The sequence below is a fragment of the Bifidobacterium tsurumiense genome (assembly GCF_000741765.1).
Taxonomy (GTDB): Bacteria; Actinomycetota; Actinomycetes; order Actinomycetales; family Bifidobacteriaceae; genus Bifidobacterium; species Bifidobacterium tsurumiense.
Genome location: NZ_JGZU01000007.1, coordinates 63,830 through 81,129, shown reverse-complemented (window position 1 = coordinate 81,129; position 17,300 = coordinate 63,830). Strand labels below are relative to the sequence as shown.

Genomic DNA, 17,300 nt, shown 5'->3' with positions numbered 1-17,300 from the left:
GTGCCACTCCACCCAGAGCTTGGTTCATATGTGCAGGACACAGTGCATTGCGTTGCTGTGCCACCTGACATTGGATGGGCGCACTTATCCACGAATTCGATAGGGAGGATAATGACGAAGCAGCGTGAACAAGCAGTCGCGCAGCGGCATCATAATCTTCCTGTTCGGCGGTAGTGTATTGCTTTCCTCCATATATCGTCGAGCGCACTTCCCAGTTCATAATGCACCAGCCGAATGCGCCATTGCCCGGGTATATTCGACGGCTTCAGCGGTATGACTGGCCACTACTTCAATGCTGAGCAGTCTGTCTCTGAACAATTGAGCCGCGTTGCCTTGCCACTCTAGTGACTGTACTCTGGCGTATGATTCTTCAACTTGTTGCAGGCACTGGTTGCTTCGTGTGGCAAGTGATGATATGAGGCTGCTCACTTCGTTTGCCGACTGGATACACACACAAGGCGAGGCCAAACCAGCACTCATGAGGCTGTCAGTGTCGGCATCCTCGAAGCCTGGAGGTCCTGAACCTTGGGTGAGTTCAAGGAATGGGCTAGTTGCCGGTTGTGAAAAAACGCTCATGAATCCATTGAAATCGAATCGAGATGGGATTCATAAGCGTTTTTGCCGTATGTGGTCGAAGGTTTGTTTTACGACCCTATGCGCCGTTCATATGGATTAGGCATAGGAGATTATAAGCGCTCATCTCCAACAAAGAACATGCATCGAGTTCAATTGAACTGATATTGCACATTGCGCGATTACCATGGCTTCACGGTTGTGGAGGAATCATCGGAGTCTGATTGTTGATTCTCCTCCTGCGAGGTGGTGCTTGAATCAGTGGACTGTTGATTGGCCTTGAGCAGGTCTTCCACCTGTTTCTTCTGTTCCTCAGTCAGTCCTCCTGCGGATCCGGAGGAATCATTGCCTGTTGCATCAGAAGAGGTTCCTTGTTGGAGCGTAGACGAACCTTGTTCCTGAGTGGTGAGTTCCTCAGTAATCCGCGTATGCAGTGTTTGCGAGACCGCCGTGTTCGTATTGATGGCGTCCTTGACACCGGGAAGCAAAAAGGCGCTCAGCGAAGAAGCCTCAGATAGCTGCGACAGCACTTGTTGTTGTTGCGTACGCAGTGTTTCCAAATCAGCGTCGCTGTGAGAAGACGCCTCGATAATCGAATTGAGCTGACCGGTGGCCTGATTGTAGGTATTCACCGCATACAGGTTGATGCCTGCAAGCACGCCGACAATCAAGACCAACGCGGCGGCAACAAACAGCGTGATGCGCACGGGTAGAGAAGCTCGAGATTGGCGTGAGGATGTTTGATTGGTGCTTTTCATAACAGCCTCCTAGAAGTGAATATCCAAGTTGCGAGTTCCCATATGAGCAGAATGACCAAGGCGATGGTCAAAGGCCAGATCACAGGGGATATGCGTTCGCGATGCTTCACGGTCTGGGTCACATTCCAAGTCGAAGACATGGATGCCAAAGCCGAATTGGATACGGTGTGATCGGCGTTCAAGGCCACAAAACTGCCGCCCATTTCATCGGCGATATCCTTCAATGTCGCCTCATCCATAACCGAAATGCCAGGTTCTCCGGTTGACGGATCGGTTACCCATTGCTGGTCGGTGCTCGTCGAGGATCCGTCCCCATTCAAGGGGATCTTGCCTCCCTGTGCAGAACCTACGCCTAATGCGAAAGCATTGGTGACATAACTGCGTAGAGACGAAAACGTTCTGCGGTTGGTTGCCGAAGTCTGCTCGCCATCAGTGATGACATAGAACAACGTCACATCATCCGGATGTTCATCCTGGATGGATTTCAACGTCACCAATGCTCGGTCAAGCACCGTGTCCAAACTGGAACCGGCGGATTGGGATGTCGGCTCGGTGGACAAAGAATTCGCCCAGTTTTCGATCGCTCCGGTATCAGGTGTGAGAGGAACATCCAATGAGGCGTTTGAGCCGAAACTCAGCCCTGCAAAACTGGCATTCGGATACGAATCGGTGAGATCAGCTATCGCCAATTTGGCCGCCTGCAATCGGGTTATCGTTCCGGAGTCACCGTAGGCCGCATCATCTACGGCCATGGAACCTGTGACGTCAACGGCGATGACCACATTGGTCGCATTGATGGCACGATTATCGGTTGCAGACACAATGCTCGGAGTCAATGCCATTGTAGCAAGCAATAAGCAAATAATGGCACGTCTGATACTGGTTACCAAGGTTTCATCGGTATTCGATCGCCTGCGGATGTGTTGAATAATGCCGACAATCGCGAACAGCACCATAACCACGGCAATGCCGCCGCCAATCGGCCAGCCCAAGGCAGGGGACAATGTCAATCCGTTCATCGCTTCAACCTCCAAGCGCACAGCAACCAAGCCGCCACAAGCACGGCGATTACAGCCGTCCACCAGCCGGGAGCGTCGATCAGTGCCGCTTGCTCATTGCTTTCATTGGCATTGTCTTTGCGTCGTTCGATTTGCTCAACCAATTGTTCAATAGAAACGTCGGCTGATTGAGTGAGGAAAACGCCTCCATGGGATTCGATTTCCTGTTTCATCTCCAAAGTGGTTTCGTCGGATTCGCTCTGAGTCGGTCCTGAATACAGGCCGTCCACCGTGATATCTGCGGATTGCACCAAATCCAAGGCCTGGGTCAGCGTGTATGTGGGTGTGCCGGAAACCACATTATCTGTCGCCAGCACGATGGATGCCGCTCGCTGCACGCCGGAGGATGATGTCGATGAACCATAGGTGAATCCAGGCAACATTGCGGCACAGCTCACCAAACCATCGCCTATGAGCGAGGTGGCTTCTGTGCGGTTCTGCGTTCCATCAAGCCAATCCGATATCTGCTGATAATCCTGATCGCTCATATTGTCGATATCGTCCTGGGATTGCACTCCCTGAAGCAGATCGCTGGCCTGCTTGAGTTGCGAAGTGACCAGATCATAGTCATCGGTCAGAGGGAAAACCGTACGTGATGTGGAGTTGAAAATGGAGAGTCCTATGCGTTCGCCCTGGAAATTGTCAACGAGTTTCAGATAGGTTTCGATGACCTCGCGATCATATGGCAAGGTCGAACCAGAAACGTCAAGACATAGCACGATATCCCTGCTGCCGGAACGTTCATCAGCGGTATTGACCTGCATAGGCCGGGCGAGCAACACGATGGAGACGCATAGGGAAATGCCGAGCAGTGCAATAGCCGCACGGCTTAAGGATCGCCATATGCGGAATGCATGAGAAGCGTGTTCGGTATTCAGATCCTCATCGAGGCTGAACACTCGAAAATCCTCATGCTGCGGTTTTCTGCTGAACAGGACGGCTATGACAATGGCTATGACGGCGACCCCCACGGCAATTGCGATTGCCCACGGCCAGTGGAAGGTAAATGAGGAGGATGTCGTGACGGCGGCGAGTTGAGAACCTGACACAGTTATCACTTCCACCTTTCCACAAGTCTGTTCACCCATTGGGCTGCTTGTTCCACATCGGTTTGACGGGCGGAATCGTTGAATCGCTCGTCAGCAAATTCCGGCGGATACAGAGCCGCAATAGTTTGACGCAGCATATCCAATCCTTGACGGTTGCGCGAACTTCTTGGCAAGGAACCGATCTCAGTCAAAGTGTGGCTTGTCATATCGCTACCGCTTTTGCTTGATGCATAATCCCTGCACAGCTGAGCCAATTGCGCAAAAGCCTGATCTTTGGAAATCTCCTGCTTGTTGTGGCTTTCGACTATGCCTGCGACTCGTCGCTTCCATGCGTTGGCATCGCCCGAAGCGTTGTGCGCACCACGAGCTGGGACTGATTTCTTGCGCTTGCGAGGTTGAGACAGCACAATCGCCACAATGATCAATACCGCGGCAAGTACCGCACAGACCAACATCGCAATCAAAAAGGCGGTCGATCCTGACAGTTCCTGCATAGGTTTGAGATCACCGTTATCCAGGGCAATCCGTAACGTCATTCACTTTCCTCCAAGGGATACAGGCGAGGGCACAGACGATGGCCTCAGAGCGCCGGCCATAGACGTGCGTGATACCATCCGCACGAATTGTGCAAACATGCTTTCACTGGAATCCGCGCGGAGCATGAATGCTCCGTATCGGGACAACTCCCGTTGCCAGGATGCCGCTGCGTATTCACGATGTGTGGTGACATCCAGCTTCGCGTCCTTGCTCTTTAGGAATGCGGGAACCCTTCTGCCTGAAGTACCATCCGCTATGGCCCCGTGATATTGGGGGTCAAGTGGATTGAGCGTCGCCACATTGATGCACACCACCGGATGCGATTGTGCAAGTTTTCTCAATGTTGAGACATGCTTGTCTTTCAAGGCATGCTCATCGGTAGCAATGACGATCAAGGCATGTCGGTCTTTGATCCGGCAAGCGTATTCGAGCAATGCCTCGATATTGCGCTGTGCCTGCCATTGCCTTTCCAATGCCTTATCGATGGCGCTTTCGAATTGTGCCAGCCCACCATGGAAAGGCATTCGCGTGATTCTCTGAGCATCGGCGAATACCAATGAAACATCATCGGAACGCCGCAAACTCAAGGAGGCAAACATGCACATGGCATTCGCCGCTACTTCAAAAGCCTGTTCACCTTGTGCGCAATCAGCGGTCATCGGTAAACCGACATCCATGAGAAGCCAGGTGTGGGAACTCACCATGCGCTCGCGTTGCACGACCATCGGCCTGCCGAATCTCGCACTGGTTTTCCAGTCGATAAGACGGGCTTCGTCAGACGGGGTGTATTCACGGATATCCATCACATCATCGCTGCCGAAGCGCCTATTGGATGGGTGATCCCCTTCCAACAGGCCTAATGCACGACGTGCTGTCGGAAGACTCACCGATGTCCCGAGCGCCTCGATTTTTCTACGAACCGAGATGGCGTTTTGGGAACGTGCAATCATGGTACGGGAACCACCTGAACTATGGAATCGATGATCTGATCGCTGGTCATGCCATCCGCCAGGGCCTCGAAGGTGAGGATAATGCGGTGGCGCAGCACCTCGTGCGCGAACATCTTGATATCTTCTGGAATGACATAGTCTCGGCCTGACATCAAGGCATTTGCCTGCCCGATCCTTGTCAGGGCGATGGAGGCACGCGGGCTCGCACCCAAACGCACCGAAGAGGACAGCCCCGAGATCGGATGGCTTCCGGCTCCTCGGGAAGTGGCCGCCAGATCGACCGCATAGCGCATGATCGCATCCGAAACATGCACGCGCCGTGATGCTGAGCGGAGGAATTCCACATCTCGTGTGGACAGTGGCTCCGAAGTCATGCTTGCCGGATCGAAAGCATCAGATCCACGACGTGTGAGCATCTCCAACATGCTGCGCTCTTCTTCTGCGCTGGGGTAAGTCATGACGGCCTTGATCATGAATCGATCCATTTGGGCCTCAGGAAGATTGAAGGTTCCTTCTTCCTCGATGGGATTCTGCGTGGCAATAACCATGAACGGCTTGGGAAGGGCGATTCGTTCACCACCTATGGTCGTGGCGCCTTCGGCCATTGCTTCAAGCATTGCTGATTGTGTTTTTGCATTCGACCTGTTGATCTCGTCAAGCAACACAAAGTTCGCGTGAATAGGGCCTATTTGCGTGGTGAATTTCTGGGAGGCAAAGTCGAATACCTGCGTGCCGACCAGATCGGATGGCATCAGATCCGGCGTGCACTGCACACGTTTGAAACTTCCGGAAACAGAGGTTGCCAATGTTTGTGCAGCTGTGGTTTTCGCCAAGCCCGGAACGGATTCGATAAGCGCGTGTCCGCCTGCCATCATCGTGACGATGAGAGATTCGCGCAGATTGTCCTGTCCAACCAGCGTCTGAGCGAAGCGGGCGCGCAGTTGCTCTGTCAGTGAACGTGCTCGCGAAATATCGTCTTGCGAAAGACCTGCGGAATTCGTAGGTGCCGCAGGATTCAGCGCTTGGTCAGGGATGCTTGGTTGAGGAGGAAATAAAGCCATAAACTCGCACTCTTAACTATTAGATTACCTTTGCTGTGCTTGCATTGTAGCTGGAGGTTATGAGAGAAGGCTTAACGCAAGCTCCAATCTATTGGAGACGCTCCCATGGCAATCAATGACTGATTGGTCCGTGAGAATGGTTTTGATCCGAAAAAGCCCCTATAAGCAGACAACGGGCTAGGATGCGCTGATTGAATTATCGTGGCGTTCGTCAGCAATGGTGCGAGATTGCGTGCATCACGGCCCCATAATATTGCCACCAAAGGCTTTGGTTTGCCATATTCATCAACCCTGTTATTCAATGCTACGATCGCTGCTTCGGTTATGGCTTCCCACCCTTTGCCCTGATGACTGTGCGGATTGCCGGCTTCCACGGTAAGGCATCTGTTGAGCAACATGACGCCTCGTTGCGTCCAAGGGGTCAGATCGCCGTTTGTCGGTGGCGCAATGCCAATGTCGTCGATGAGCTCGCTGTAAATATTGATAAGGCTTTTGGGCAATGGCCTGACATCAGGTGCCACACAGAAGCTCAATCCCACTGGATGCCCAGGCGTCGGATAAGGATCCTGACCGACGATGAGCACCTTGATATCGTTGAATGGAATGGAGAACGCACGCAGAATATTCTTGCTCGCAGGAAGAATATGGCGACCCTGGGCGATCTGTTCCCTCAGGAAGTTGCCCATCTCATGAATATTGGGCTCGACCGGTGCCAAGGCCTGTGCCCATCCGGCTTCCATGAGTTGCGATATCGGTTTGACGTGAGTGGTGTTCATAGGCTCTACTGTAGATGGATATTTGACGAGAATTGCATAAACGTGGATAAACGGTATACGACTCGCGGCTGAATATCATATTAGGGTGCGCTCGCGGCTACACTCGATGCTAGTTGAATGGAAGGAATGATATGGCTCGCAAGAAACAGGGCACGTATGACTCCTATGAGAAGGATATGTTCGACAACCCGCCTGCGGGGCCTGTTGGGGTGCATCGGGGGAACAGATCAGTGGCGGCTCGCTTGTCGCCGTATGTGGTCGTAATCGTCGTGGCGGCGCTAGCCGGTTTGCTGGCGTGGAGCGTGTTCTCGGGAGAGGCGGCGAAAATACGGTTCCCTTGGAGCTCGTCCTCATCCACATCCACTTCGGCATCGTCGTCTGGGAGCTCGTCGCAGAGCGAAACGGCCACCAAAGAAGCCACCTCCACGCCTTCTGAAACCGCTTCGCAGACTGAAACTCAGGAATCGACTGAATCTGCAACTCCGAGTGAGACCGCAACAGCCGAACAGACAGTGAATAAGGCGACCTCGGTTCGTGTGATCAACGGAACCGGTATCCAGGGCTACGCGGCACAACAGGCCGCCATTTTGCAGCAGGCCGGATACACCAGCGTCACGGCTGACAATCCATCCGGTTCGACGCCGAGCGCCACGGTGGTGTGGTATCAGAACGAGACGGACCTGGCCACTGCCCAAGACGTTGCCAATACTTTGGGAATCAGCAATGTTCAGCAGGTTTCCGGTATCGCAAGCCCTATTGTTGTAGTGCTGATGAGCTGATATTGCAATCATCTTCAAGTTGATGAAATATGGTGGGACACGATCTGCGTGATCGCGTCCCACCTTCTTGTTTTGACCAAGTATCGGGGTTTCACTTATTCATATGACTGTTCTCTTTTCATGCCAACAGCGCAATCGATAATAGGTGTGTTGGCACTCGGACTGGGGGAGTGCTAATCTCCCAATTAGCACTCGGGATGTGAGAGTGATAATTGGCAGCTGACGGCCGATGATTGCCTTCGCATCGTGAGTGGAGTACATACCAAAGCCATGGAGGAACAATGGCAAAGATCATTGCATACAACGAGGAAGCCCGTCAGGGGATGCTCGCAGGTTTGGATAAGCTTGCAGACACCGTTAAGGTCACTCTTGGACCTAAGGGTCGCAATGTAGTCCTGGACAAGACCTACGGCGCTCCGACCATCACCAACGATGGCGTGTCCATCGCGAAGGAAATCGAGCTCGAGGATCCATACGAGCGTATCGGCGCCGAATTGGTCAAGGAAGTTGCCAAGAAGACCGATGACGTCGCTGGTGACGGAACCACTACGGCAACCGTTTTGGCTCAGTCTCTCGTGCATGAAGGCCTGAAGAACGTGGTCGCAGGATCCAACCCGATCGCACTTCGTCGTGGTATCGAAAAGGCTGCAGACGTGATCGTCAAGGAACTGATCGGCGCCGCCAAGGATGTGGAGACCAAGGATCAGATCGCAGCCACCGCAACCATTTCCGCTGCGGATCCTGAGGTTGGCGAGAAGATCGCCGAAGCCTTGGATAAGGTCGGACAGGACGGTGTGGTCACCGTTGAAGACAACAACAAGTTCGGTTTGGATCTTGAATTCACCGAAGGCATGCGTTTTGATAAGGGCTATATCTCCCCATACTTCGTGACCAATGCCGAGGATCAGACCGCAGTTCTGGAAGATCCTTATATTCTGCTGACCTCCGGCAAGGTTTCCAGCCAGCAGGATATCGTGCATATCGCAGAATTGGTGATGAAGTCAGGCAAGCCGCTGCTGATCATCGCTGAGGACGTCGAGGGTGAGGCGCTGCCTACTTTGGTGCTGAACAAGATTCGTGGCACATTCAATACCGTTGCTGTCAAGGCTCCCGGTTTCGGCGACCGTCGCAAGGCTATGCTGCAGGATATGGCCATCCTGACCGGCGCCCAGGTGGTGTCCGATGACCTGGGATTGAAGCTCGACGCAATCGATACCTCCGTCTTCGGTCATGCAGCGAAGGTCATCGTTTCCAAGGATGAGACCACTATCGTCTCCGGCGCAGGTTCCAAGGAAGACGTCGATGCCCGCGTTGCACAGATTCGTGCTGAAATCGAGAATACCGATTCCGATTATGACCGTGAGAAGCTGCAAGAGCGTCTGGCAAAGCTTGCCGGTGGCGTTGCAGTGATCAAGGTCGGTGCGGCAACCGAGGTCGAGGCCAAGGAACGCAAGCACCGCATCGAAGATGCCGTGCGCAACGCCAAGGCTGCTATCGAGGAAGGTCTGCTGCCTGGCGGTGGCGTGGCTCTCGTGCAGGCTGCCAAGAAGGCCGAGTCCGATGCCGCTATCACCGGTTTGACCGGTGAAGAGGCCACCGGCGCTGCGATCGTCTTCCGTGCAATCGAAGCACCGATCAAGCAGATCGCCGAAAACTCCGGTGTCTCCGGAGACGTGGTGTTCAACAAGGTGCGTGAGCTCCCTGAGGGACAGGGCTTCAACGCAGCAACCGATACCTATGAGGATCTGCTTGCAGCAGGCGTAACCGATCCTGTGAAGGTGACTCGTTCCGCTCTGCAGAATGCAGCCTCTATCGCTGGTCTGTTCCTGACCACCGAGGCAGTCGTCGCCAATAAGCCAGAGCCTGCTCCGGCAGCACCGGCAGCTGGCGCTGACATGGGTTACTAAATCGTAGCAACAAGCGATTGAATTGGGCCGTCCTTTTGGGCGGCCCTTTTGTATTCGTTGTGCATGGGTGGCTGACGCACGATGGGCATACGGCCTGAGATGATCTCGGTCACACAACCGATCAGTCCATCGTCATGACATGCTTTGCCGGCTCGGTCAGCATTCGTGGCAGGGAGACAAACCCGCCCATTGTCTCATCTTGCCGATGTTCAGGATGCAAATAGTTGCGAAGCCTGGATTTCGGCATCTGCATACACAGTGGATGCTTGAGACAATGCCTGTTGGATGGATTGCAATGACTGTTCCATATTGGATTGTGCGGCACGCCATTGTTCCGCAAGCGTTGAGAACTGAGTCGCTGCTGAGCCATGCCAAACCTCTTGCAAGGTATTGAGATTGGCATACATGGTCTGCACTGCGCTGCGTATGGCCTCGATGGATGATGAAACAGCTGTTGAAGAGGATTGAATTCGTTCGGAATCGACTTGATATTGTGCCATGATTCTTCCTTTGGGTAGTGTATAGAACTGAGGTTGATATCGAAGCAGATGCTTGACGGATGCATCATGCCGGTAAGGTGGACTGTATGACACTGTGGACGACTGTAAAGAGCAATACGCGCTGTGTGGTCGGAAGATTCATGCGTACCGTATCGCAAGGCGTTGTTCAAATGGCGAGGGCGATACCCAGACTTGCCGCTGCATGGGTGTCATGCATAGTCATGATGTCTCTGGCGTTTGTACTGGTTGCAGCGATGCCATCAGCTGCCTGGGCTGAAGATGAAGGCTCTTCGGATGCAATGACTTCAGAACAGAGCTCAAATTCTAGCCAACTGAACGTCAATGGAAGCATTACCGACACGCAGAATTTGCTTGGCGACAACGTCACAGCGGTCACGGATGCCATCACTTCAACCAAAAACGACACGGGTGTTTCGGTTCGTTTGTTGTATGTTGACACATTCGGTGACAATGCCGATCCGGATCAATGGGCAAAGAATCTGCTGAACGCAACAAATCCTCCGTCCAATACCGTGTTGCTGGCGGTCGCTTCCAATGATGGCAAACTCGTGGTCGCGGTTTCCGAGAATTCCGATGGCTGGCTGCGCGATTCTGCAAGCAAACTGTCAGAAGCTGCACTTGGACCTATTGTGAACGGTTCAACACCGGATTGGTCCGGCTCGGCAATTGCCATGATGAACCAAATCGCCACCCAACAAAAGACTTCAACAAGCAGTGGGTCCGTTGTGATCGGTGTTGCAGTACTCGGTGGCGTGTTGGTGGCATTGGTCGTCGGTGCCGTCATCGTTGTGGTGGTCAGACGTCGTCGCAGTGCCAATGGCGACAAGAAACCGGCAAGGCGACGGCATAAACGACACTAATTGGACGTGCTCACGGTGTCTGATCGAGCACATCGAGCGGTCAGTTCACACTGATCGCGAATGTGGATCTATGTGACAAGACTCGCATGAGAAGACTTGAAAACATTGGCTTTTGAGCTCATTGCACATGCGTTGAATCACCATATGTTTTCAAGGCTTCTCATGAGTCGTTCACAGATTTGCGTTCAAGAATCAGCTGACATTCAGGAAATTTCAAGTCTTACGGGTGAAGCTTAATCACATGAACAAGCCAATAGAAGCATCGATAGTTGTTGTTGACGATGAGCCCTCGATCCGCGAGCTGCTGGTGGCATCCTTGCACTTTGCGGGTTTTGAAGTCGCCACGGCGGCTTCCGGATCAGAGGCTATTGAGGTAATCGAAAAGGTGCAGCCCGATTTGATCGTGCTGGACGTCATGCTGCCTGATATCGACGGATTCACAGTCACTCGTAGGATCCGCCAGGAAGGCATTGACGCCCCGGTGCTGTTCCTCACAGCGCGTGATGATACGCAAGACAAGGTGATGGGGCTGACGGTCGGCGGCGATGATTACGTGACCAAGCCATTCAGCTTGGAAGAAGTGGTCGCTCGCATCCGCGCCATTTTGAGGCGTACGCAAGAGCAAGTGGAAGATGATCCGATCATTCGGGTTGGAGATCTGGAAATCAATGAGGACTCCCACGATGTTTCGCGTGCAGGCCAGCCGATCGAATTGAGCCCCACGGAATACAAGCTGCTGCGATATCTGATGGACAATGAAGGCAGGGTGTTGTCCAAGGCGCAGATCCTTGACCATGTCTGGCAATATGACTGGGGCGGGGACGCCGCCATAGTCGAATCATATATTTCGTATCTTCGTAAAAAGGTCGACGGTATCGAAGTCACCGAGGATGACGGCACCACTCATAAGGTGACGCCGCTTATCGAAACAAAGCGTGGCATAGGATATATGATTCGCGAACCTAAAGGCAATTAAGGTGAATGAATGACTAGCGATAGCGAAGCGCTGGACGGCTCCGCCTCTGTGCGCGCAACGCAACAAGGGATTGGCAACGATGCGGATAGTAGTGCCAATGCCCAGGATGCGATGCATGAACGCAACGCCAAGCCGACGAATGAGCAGTCTGCTGAGCAGGGGGAAACAGCGACTGCGACGAAAGCCCCACGACTTGGCTGGTTCGGCCGCACAATATCGCGCCGCATGAACTCTGTGCCTCTGAGCACGAAGTTGGTTGCATGCACACTTGCCATGCTTGTTGTGGGTATGTTCTGTGTCACCTTTTCGATCCGTCAGCTGGTCAGCAACTATCTGCTGCAGAAGACGGATAACCAGCTGGTCGACCAAGCGCAACTCGTGTACGACAATATCAGTTCCTTGCAAAATAAGGATTCAAGTCAGTCCACGGTTGGTCCGAACGACTATTACATGCAGATTCGCGACATCAACAACAACATCCTTTCCACTCCTCTGCAGCCCTCGATGAAGGATGGGGTGATCTCCCAACCTGTGCTGCCTCGTGAAGGCTCAATGGACGGGGTTGTTCTGGGCACGGCATTCACCACAACCTCAAATGTCATAGGCTTGCAGAATGCCGATCACATCACGGCACAGGCAGCCAAGGCACCATGGCGAGTCATTGCACTGAAATGGGGTGAGAAAACCAGTGATAGCAGCGGCACGAATGTGCGTGGCGTCGTATATATCGGGCTATCGCTGAGTGACCAGATTGATACGGTGAACACCCTCACTAAATACTGCGCTCTGGTGAGCGTCGCCATTGTGATGCTGGGCGGGGTCATCGCGGCGTTGGTGATCCAGCAAACATTGGTGCCTTTGAAACGCATTGAGAAAACCGCTGCGAAGATCGCGGCGGGCGACTTGAGCCAACGTGTGCCCAAGGCTCCGGAAAATACCGAAGTCGGCTCACTTGCCGCATCGCTGAATTCGATGCTCTCCCGCATTGAGCTCAGCTTCCGCGAGCAGGAAGAAAGCAATGCGAAGATGAAACGCTTCGTGTCGGATGCAAGCCACGAATTGCGCACTCCATTGGCGGCCATCCATGGATATGCGGAGCTCTATGCCATGCAGCGTGACCTGCCAGGGGCCGACAAGCGTGCCGATGAATCCATCGCCCATATCGAATCTTCAAGTGCTCGCATGACCGAGCTGGTCGAGGACCTGCTGTCATTGGCAAGGTTGGATGAAGGCCGTGGCATTGATATCACGCAGCAAATCCGCTTGAATAGCATACTTTCTGATGCCGCTGACGATCTTCACGCACTTGACCCTGAACGAGGAATCAGTCAGGGCACTTTGTCGCTGCAGCCGTCAGATGGCAAGAATCCCATTTCTCTGGCATTCACTCCCGGGGCCATGCCTGAAATCACCCTGACGGCAGATGGCTCCAGATTGCGTCAGGTCATCACCAATATCGTCGGCAATATTCATCGTTACACTCCTGCGGATTCTCCTGTAGAAGTGGGTATGGGTTTGCTGCCAGCATCGATAAGCCCTGAATCGTTGTCGCGCATGCCCGCGACAAGCGAATCACTGCATAATTTCCTGGAAGCCGTTGAAGTAGGACAATCCATGCAAATCGGCATGAATTATGCTGTGGTGCGTTTCAGTGACCATGGTCCGGGCGTCCCGGAAGAGTTCCAATCCCAGATTTTTGAACGCTTCTACACAGCTGACCCATCAAGGGCACGGCTTAAGGGTGGCACCGGATTGGGTATGGCCATAGCGCAATCCGTGGCCAAGGCCCATCACGGATTCATATGCGCAAGCACCACGGATGGTGGCGGTTTGACGCTGACCGTGGTGTTGCCTGTTTCTCCGGTGGAGCCCTCAGCACGAGTGAAGGCGGCTCATGATGCGGTGCAAAAGGCAGAAAAGGGGCAGGATGCCAATGCCGCCAAGACCAAGACCAAAGAGTCTTCGCGTCGCAAATGGGGAAGAAGTGCCAAGACGGCTAATAGCGATAAGGGGAACCAATCCTCAACGGCATGAATTGCTTCGCCTTACTGGATTGCATATGAGGTTCATTGGCATATGTGCAGTGCCGGCTGACACGGGACTTTACGGTGTCAGACGGCACTTGTGTATTATGGAGTACTTGCTCGCAGCGTATTATCGCGTTTATGACGCAGATGCCGTCGTGTGCGGTAGACTGATACTTTGGTGTGATTGACCCACAGGCATGCGTTCTGTGGATAAGAGGTTATGAAAGGTGTGAGGTGCAGTATGCCCAGTGGTCGTGTGCGTTGGTTTGATGCGAATAAGGGATTTGGATTTATTGCAAGCGATGAAGGAACGGATGTGTTCCTTCCGGCGGCGGCATTGCCTGCAGGTTTGACCACGTTGCGCAAGAATGCGCGCGTTGAGTTTTCGGTTGTTGACGGTCGCAAAGGACCTCAGGCCATGGGCGTCACTTTGGTGGCTACGGCTCCGTCTATGGTGAAAGCAAACCGTCCTCAGGCGGATGATATGGCGGCCATCGTAGAGGATCTGATCAAGTTGTTGGATTCTGCGGGCAATGGCCTGCGCCGTCATCATTACCCTTCTGCAGCGGAAAGCAAGAAATTGGCGACACTGCTGCGTGCCGTCGCAGATAATTTTGACGTACAGGAATAGTGCATGGTTGACGCAAGGCATAATCCGCAGGAGCTTGCCCGTGAGGTGGCATTGAATGCCGCCGATAATATTGCAGAGGTTGGCGATTATGTTCAGACCATCCCATTGGAAGATGGGATGAGTGACTTCAGATTCGTATCCTTGAAGCGAGGGTATGAAGGCTGGCAATGGTCTGTGACGTTATATCATGACGTCGAAGCCGATATGTGGACGGTGAATGAATCATCGTTGATACCCACGGATCAAGCCTTGCAGCCGCCTGCATGGATTCCTTGGAAGGATCGCTTGTTGCCAAGCGATCTGTCCGTTACGGATTCGATTGGCACTTCTGAAGATGACGATCGTTTGGAGCAGGGATTTCGCAAAACCGAGCCAAAGCTGAAGGGGCAAGTCGACGGTGAGGCCGCGGATGGTGAGCCATCCGAGGTGGACGGGAAAGAGGGAGCTGAGGCTTCCGATCCCACTGCCGATGGTGCCAAACAGGTTGAAGAGCATTCTGAATCCAATGTTGACACTCAGACTCAGGCAGAGCGTTCAGATGGAAAGCCTGCGTCTGAAGTTGCGGCCGGATCCGGAGGAACGACGCATGAGGATTCCACGGATGCTCAGCAGGATGGAGTCGTAGAACCGGCATCCAGCACGGAAGATGTCGATGATGCTGTTCGGGAATTCGCCCTTTCCCGTCGTCGTGTGCTCAGCCCTCTAGGCCGTGCCCAGACTACGCAACGCTGGTATGAGGGTCCGCGTGGTCCCAAATCGCTGTCTACGAAAACTGCGGATGGCAATGTGTGTTCCACATGCGGATTCTTCGTTCCGTTGCAGGGTGAATTGGGCCTGATGTTCGGCGTATGTGCCAATAAATGGAGCCCGGATGACGGACGGGTTGTTTCGCTGGATCATGGTTGCGGTGAGCATTCGGAAATCGAGCCGCCGGAAGCAAGCCATTTGTGGATACAACCCAAACCTGCATATGACAATGTCAATATTGACATTGTCAAGCCGGTTCCCAGGGCAGAGCGCGATGATATCGATTTGCTCGAAGAACTCGATGATGTGGTGGAAGACCAAGACGGCGAGAACACATCCAAGGGCGATGCCACCGAATCTTCCAAACCACGCAGCCGCAAGAGCAGATCTCATGCTCAAGCCGAAGAGGCATCCGATGACGAGGCTGTGAATGGCAAAGAAAATCAAGATGAGGAACAGCATGCCGATAATGCGGACGCTGATGCCGTCACCTCTCAGACTTCCGCTCAAGCAGTCGACTCTTCTCAGCAGGGACATGTCGACGAGGCTACTGCCAAGTCAGATGTAGATGCGGTTCAAACAAGCGATCAGCAGACACAAGGAATGCAGGTGCTTACCCCTCCTGTGCCCCCGATTCAAGCTCAGGACCCTTCAGAAGGCTCGGGCAAGAACCTTGAATCAAGTGCCGGTGAAGACGAAACATCATCTGTTCCTCAAGACAACGGGGAACAGAACGCTGATGTGCAAGAAGCAGAAGACATTCAGACCGCTGCTGACGATCATGCTGAGGAGTCTGCGGCTCTCATAGATGCAGAAAGCAAGCAACCTGCGGAGCATCCCGAGGCTGAAGATTCCAAGGTTGGGGTGTCTGATAACGAAGCTTCCGGCGAAGAAACTTCTCCGCACGCATCCTCAGAAGCTGAAGACTCTCCTGAAGAAGATGGCGAAGAGGCTGACTAGTTCCAGTCCAGCACTTCTTCCGAACTGACAGAATCAGCGATTGTAAATTGGCCCGAATGCTATGTGCGCATTCGGCAATTTATATGCAACCGTCATCTGACAACCGTCACCGTGCACTCCGCAGTTTCCACCACATGCCTGGACACAGAGCCAAGGATGCGGGCATTCAAACCAGTCAGTCCTCGAGAGCCCACGATCATATGATCTGCATAGCGTGAAGCATGTTCCAGGCCGTTGGTGGCCGCGATATGGAAGGCGTGGGTGAAGATGTGCAATCCTTGAGGAATATCCACGTCGTCCAGCAGTCCTTTGACCAGGGCCTCGGCATGTTCCTGCCCTACGCTAATCGGGGGAATAGCGCGTTCATATCCCATAAGAGTGCCCAGATCCTTGAGCTGCCAGCACATCATCACATGAAGGGTTGCATGGTGGAGCTGCGCAACGCGCATAGCATATTCCAAGACACGGCGTGAAGTGGGGGAGCCGTCAACACCGGCCACAACCGGTCTTACATATCTGAATGATTGCACCGCGCTTGCCGCAGGAGTATTCGACGCACTCAGCGCATTGGCAATATCTCGGCGGACATCGGGCTCGTCATCATCAGCAAGTCTTACTACGGTCACCGGCACTTTGGAGGCCTCTACCAAGGATGCGGAGGTGGATCCGGTAAACCAGCGTGTCACGCGGTTCAAGGAACGCCTTCCTACCACAATCTGCTGAGCGTGGGCGCCTATGCGCAACAAAGCGGAAGCGCCTGAAGCCTTGACGGAGGTCAGGCGCAGTTCCTTGGGCTCATACCCAATGTCAATGCATGCCTGTTGGGACCATCGGCGCAATCTTTCGATTATTTCACGGCGCAAGGCGAGCCATTCGTCCTCGGTTTCAGGCTGGGCACCAAGTCCCCAAGAAGGCGTCCAGCCGAATACGGCATTGACTTTTTGCCCTGATAATACCGCTTCTTTCAGCGCCCATTGCAAGGCGACAAAGGACTCGTCAGAGCCGTCCACGCCAACCACGATATCCGTGGATAATGCGGCGTCATCTGCATGGGCAGATGAATGGGGCAGACGCGGATCGGTTGCGCTCATAATGGCCTCCTTGTGTAATTCGTATTAATGCCAAGCATA

The 17,300-nt window shown here is 53.5% G+C and carries 16 protein-coding genes; 7 read left to right on the top strand and 9 right to left on the bottom strand.

Annotation, left to right across the window (positions count from 1 at the left end; translation table 11 throughout):
- Positions 1-755 precede the first annotated feature (755 nt).
- The 7 genes from BITS_RS03870 to BITS_RS03840 form a co-directional block, all read right to left on the bottom strand.
- Entirely contained in the window at positions 756-1,331 is a 576-nt protein-coding gene (locus tag BITS_RS03870; protein ID WP_026642132.1) for a DUF6466 family protein, read from the bottom strand.
- A complete protein-coding gene (locus BITS_RS03865) occupies positions 1,328-2,350 on the bottom strand; it encodes a vWA domain-containing protein (protein WP_026642131.1) in 1,023 nt (340 codons plus the stop codon). Before BITS_RS03865 ends, BITS_RS03870 begins: the two co-directional genes overlap by 4 nt.
- Positions 2,347-3,477 (bottom strand): vWA domain-containing protein, encoded by a 1,131-nt coding sequence (locus tag BITS_RS03860; protein WP_152571220.1) that lies wholly within the window; start codon positions 3,475-3,477, stop codon positions 2,347-2,349. Before BITS_RS03860 ends, BITS_RS03865 begins: the two co-directional genes overlap by 4 nt.
- On the bottom strand, positions 3,444-3,974 hold the full coding sequence (locus tag BITS_RS03855) for a hypothetical protein (RefSeq protein WP_026642129.1): 531 nt from the start codon (positions 3,972-3,974) through the stop codon (positions 3,444-3,446). Before BITS_RS03855 ends, BITS_RS03860 begins: the two co-directional genes overlap by 34 nt.
- Positions 3,975-4,925 carry a DUF58 domain-containing protein gene (locus BITS_RS03850; protein WP_026642128.1) on the bottom strand — a complete coding sequence of 317 codons (951 nt, stop codon included), beginning with the start codon at positions 4,923-4,925 and terminating at the stop codon, positions 3,975-3,977.
- Complete coding sequence (locus BITS_RS03845) at positions 4,922-5,986, bottom strand: AAA family ATPase (protein WP_026642127.1); 1,065 nt, start codon at positions 5,984-5,986, stop codon at positions 4,922-4,924. Before BITS_RS03845 ends, BITS_RS03850 begins: the two co-directional genes overlap by 4 nt.
- 71 nt (positions 5,987-6,057) lie before the next feature.
- The gene (locus BITS_RS03840) at positions 6,058-6,762 is read right to left on the bottom strand and encodes a uracil-DNA glycosylase (protein WP_026642126.1); all 705 of its coding nucleotides are present in this window, start codon (positions 6,760-6,762) and stop codon (positions 6,058-6,060) included.
- 131 nt (positions 6,763-6,893) lie between these two features.
- On the opposite strand from BITS_RS03840, the gene BITS_RS03835 reads away from it, so the two are divergent.
- A complete protein-coding gene (locus BITS_RS03835) occupies positions 6,894-7,541 on the top strand; it encodes a LytR C-terminal domain-containing protein (RefSeq protein ID WP_026642125.1) in 648 nt (215 codons plus the stop codon).
- Positions 7,542-7,822: 281 nt separating this feature from the next.
- Positions 7,823-9,448: a chaperonin GroEL gene (groL, locus tag BITS_RS03830; protein ID WP_026642124.1), complete on the top strand. Its 1,626-nt coding sequence runs from the start codon at positions 7,823-7,825 to the stop codon at positions 9,446-9,448.
- Between the two features lie 209 nt (positions 9,449-9,657).
- On the opposite strand, the gene BITS_RS03825 is transcribed toward groL, so the two are convergent.
- Positions 9,658-9,948 (bottom strand): WXG100 family type VII secretion target, encoded by a 291-nt coding sequence (locus BITS_RS03825; RefSeq protein ID WP_026642123.1) that lies wholly within the window; start codon positions 9,946-9,948, stop codon positions 9,658-9,660.
- Between the two features lie 86 nt (positions 9,949-10,034).
- Between BITS_RS03825 and BITS_RS03820 the strand changes: the two genes are divergently transcribed.
- The 5 genes from BITS_RS03820 to BITS_RS09690 all read left to right on the top strand — a co-directional run bounded on the left by BITS_RS03820 (position 10,035) and on the right by BITS_RS09690 (position 16,170).
- Positions 10,035-10,829, top strand: a complete 795-nt coding sequence (locus BITS_RS03820; RefSeq protein ID WP_051264338.1) for a TPM domain-containing protein — start codon at positions 10,035-10,037, stop codon at positions 10,827-10,829.
- Between the two features lie 241 nt (positions 10,830-11,070).
- Entirely contained in the window at positions 11,071-11,805 is a 735-nt protein-coding gene (locus BITS_RS03815; protein ID WP_026642122.1) for a response regulator transcription factor, read from the top strand.
- Positions 11,806-11,916: 111 nt separating this feature from the next.
- Complete coding sequence (locus BITS_RS03810) at positions 11,917-13,839, top strand: ATP-binding protein (protein WP_081693525.1); 1,923 nt, start codon at positions 11,917-11,919, stop codon at positions 13,837-13,839.
- 234 nt (positions 13,840-14,073) lie between these two features.
- Entirely contained in the window at positions 14,074-14,463 is a 390-nt protein-coding gene (locus BITS_RS03805) for a cold-shock protein (protein ID WP_026642121.1), read from the top strand.
- A 3-nt stretch (positions 14,464-14,466) separates the two neighbouring features.
- Positions 14,467-16,170 carry a DUF3027 domain-containing protein gene (locus tag BITS_RS09690; RefSeq protein WP_051264337.1) on the top strand — a complete coding sequence of 568 codons (1,704 nt, stop codon included), beginning with the start codon at positions 14,467-14,469 and terminating at the stop codon, positions 16,168-16,170.
- 92 nt (positions 16,171-16,262) lie between these two features.
- Here the strand turns inward: BITS_RS09690 and BITS_RS03795 are convergent, their stop codons facing one another.
- Entirely contained in the window at positions 16,263-17,261 is a 999-nt protein-coding gene (locus tag BITS_RS03795; RefSeq protein WP_081693520.1) for a universal stress protein, read from the bottom strand.
- Positions 17,262-17,300 lie beyond the last annotated feature (39 nt).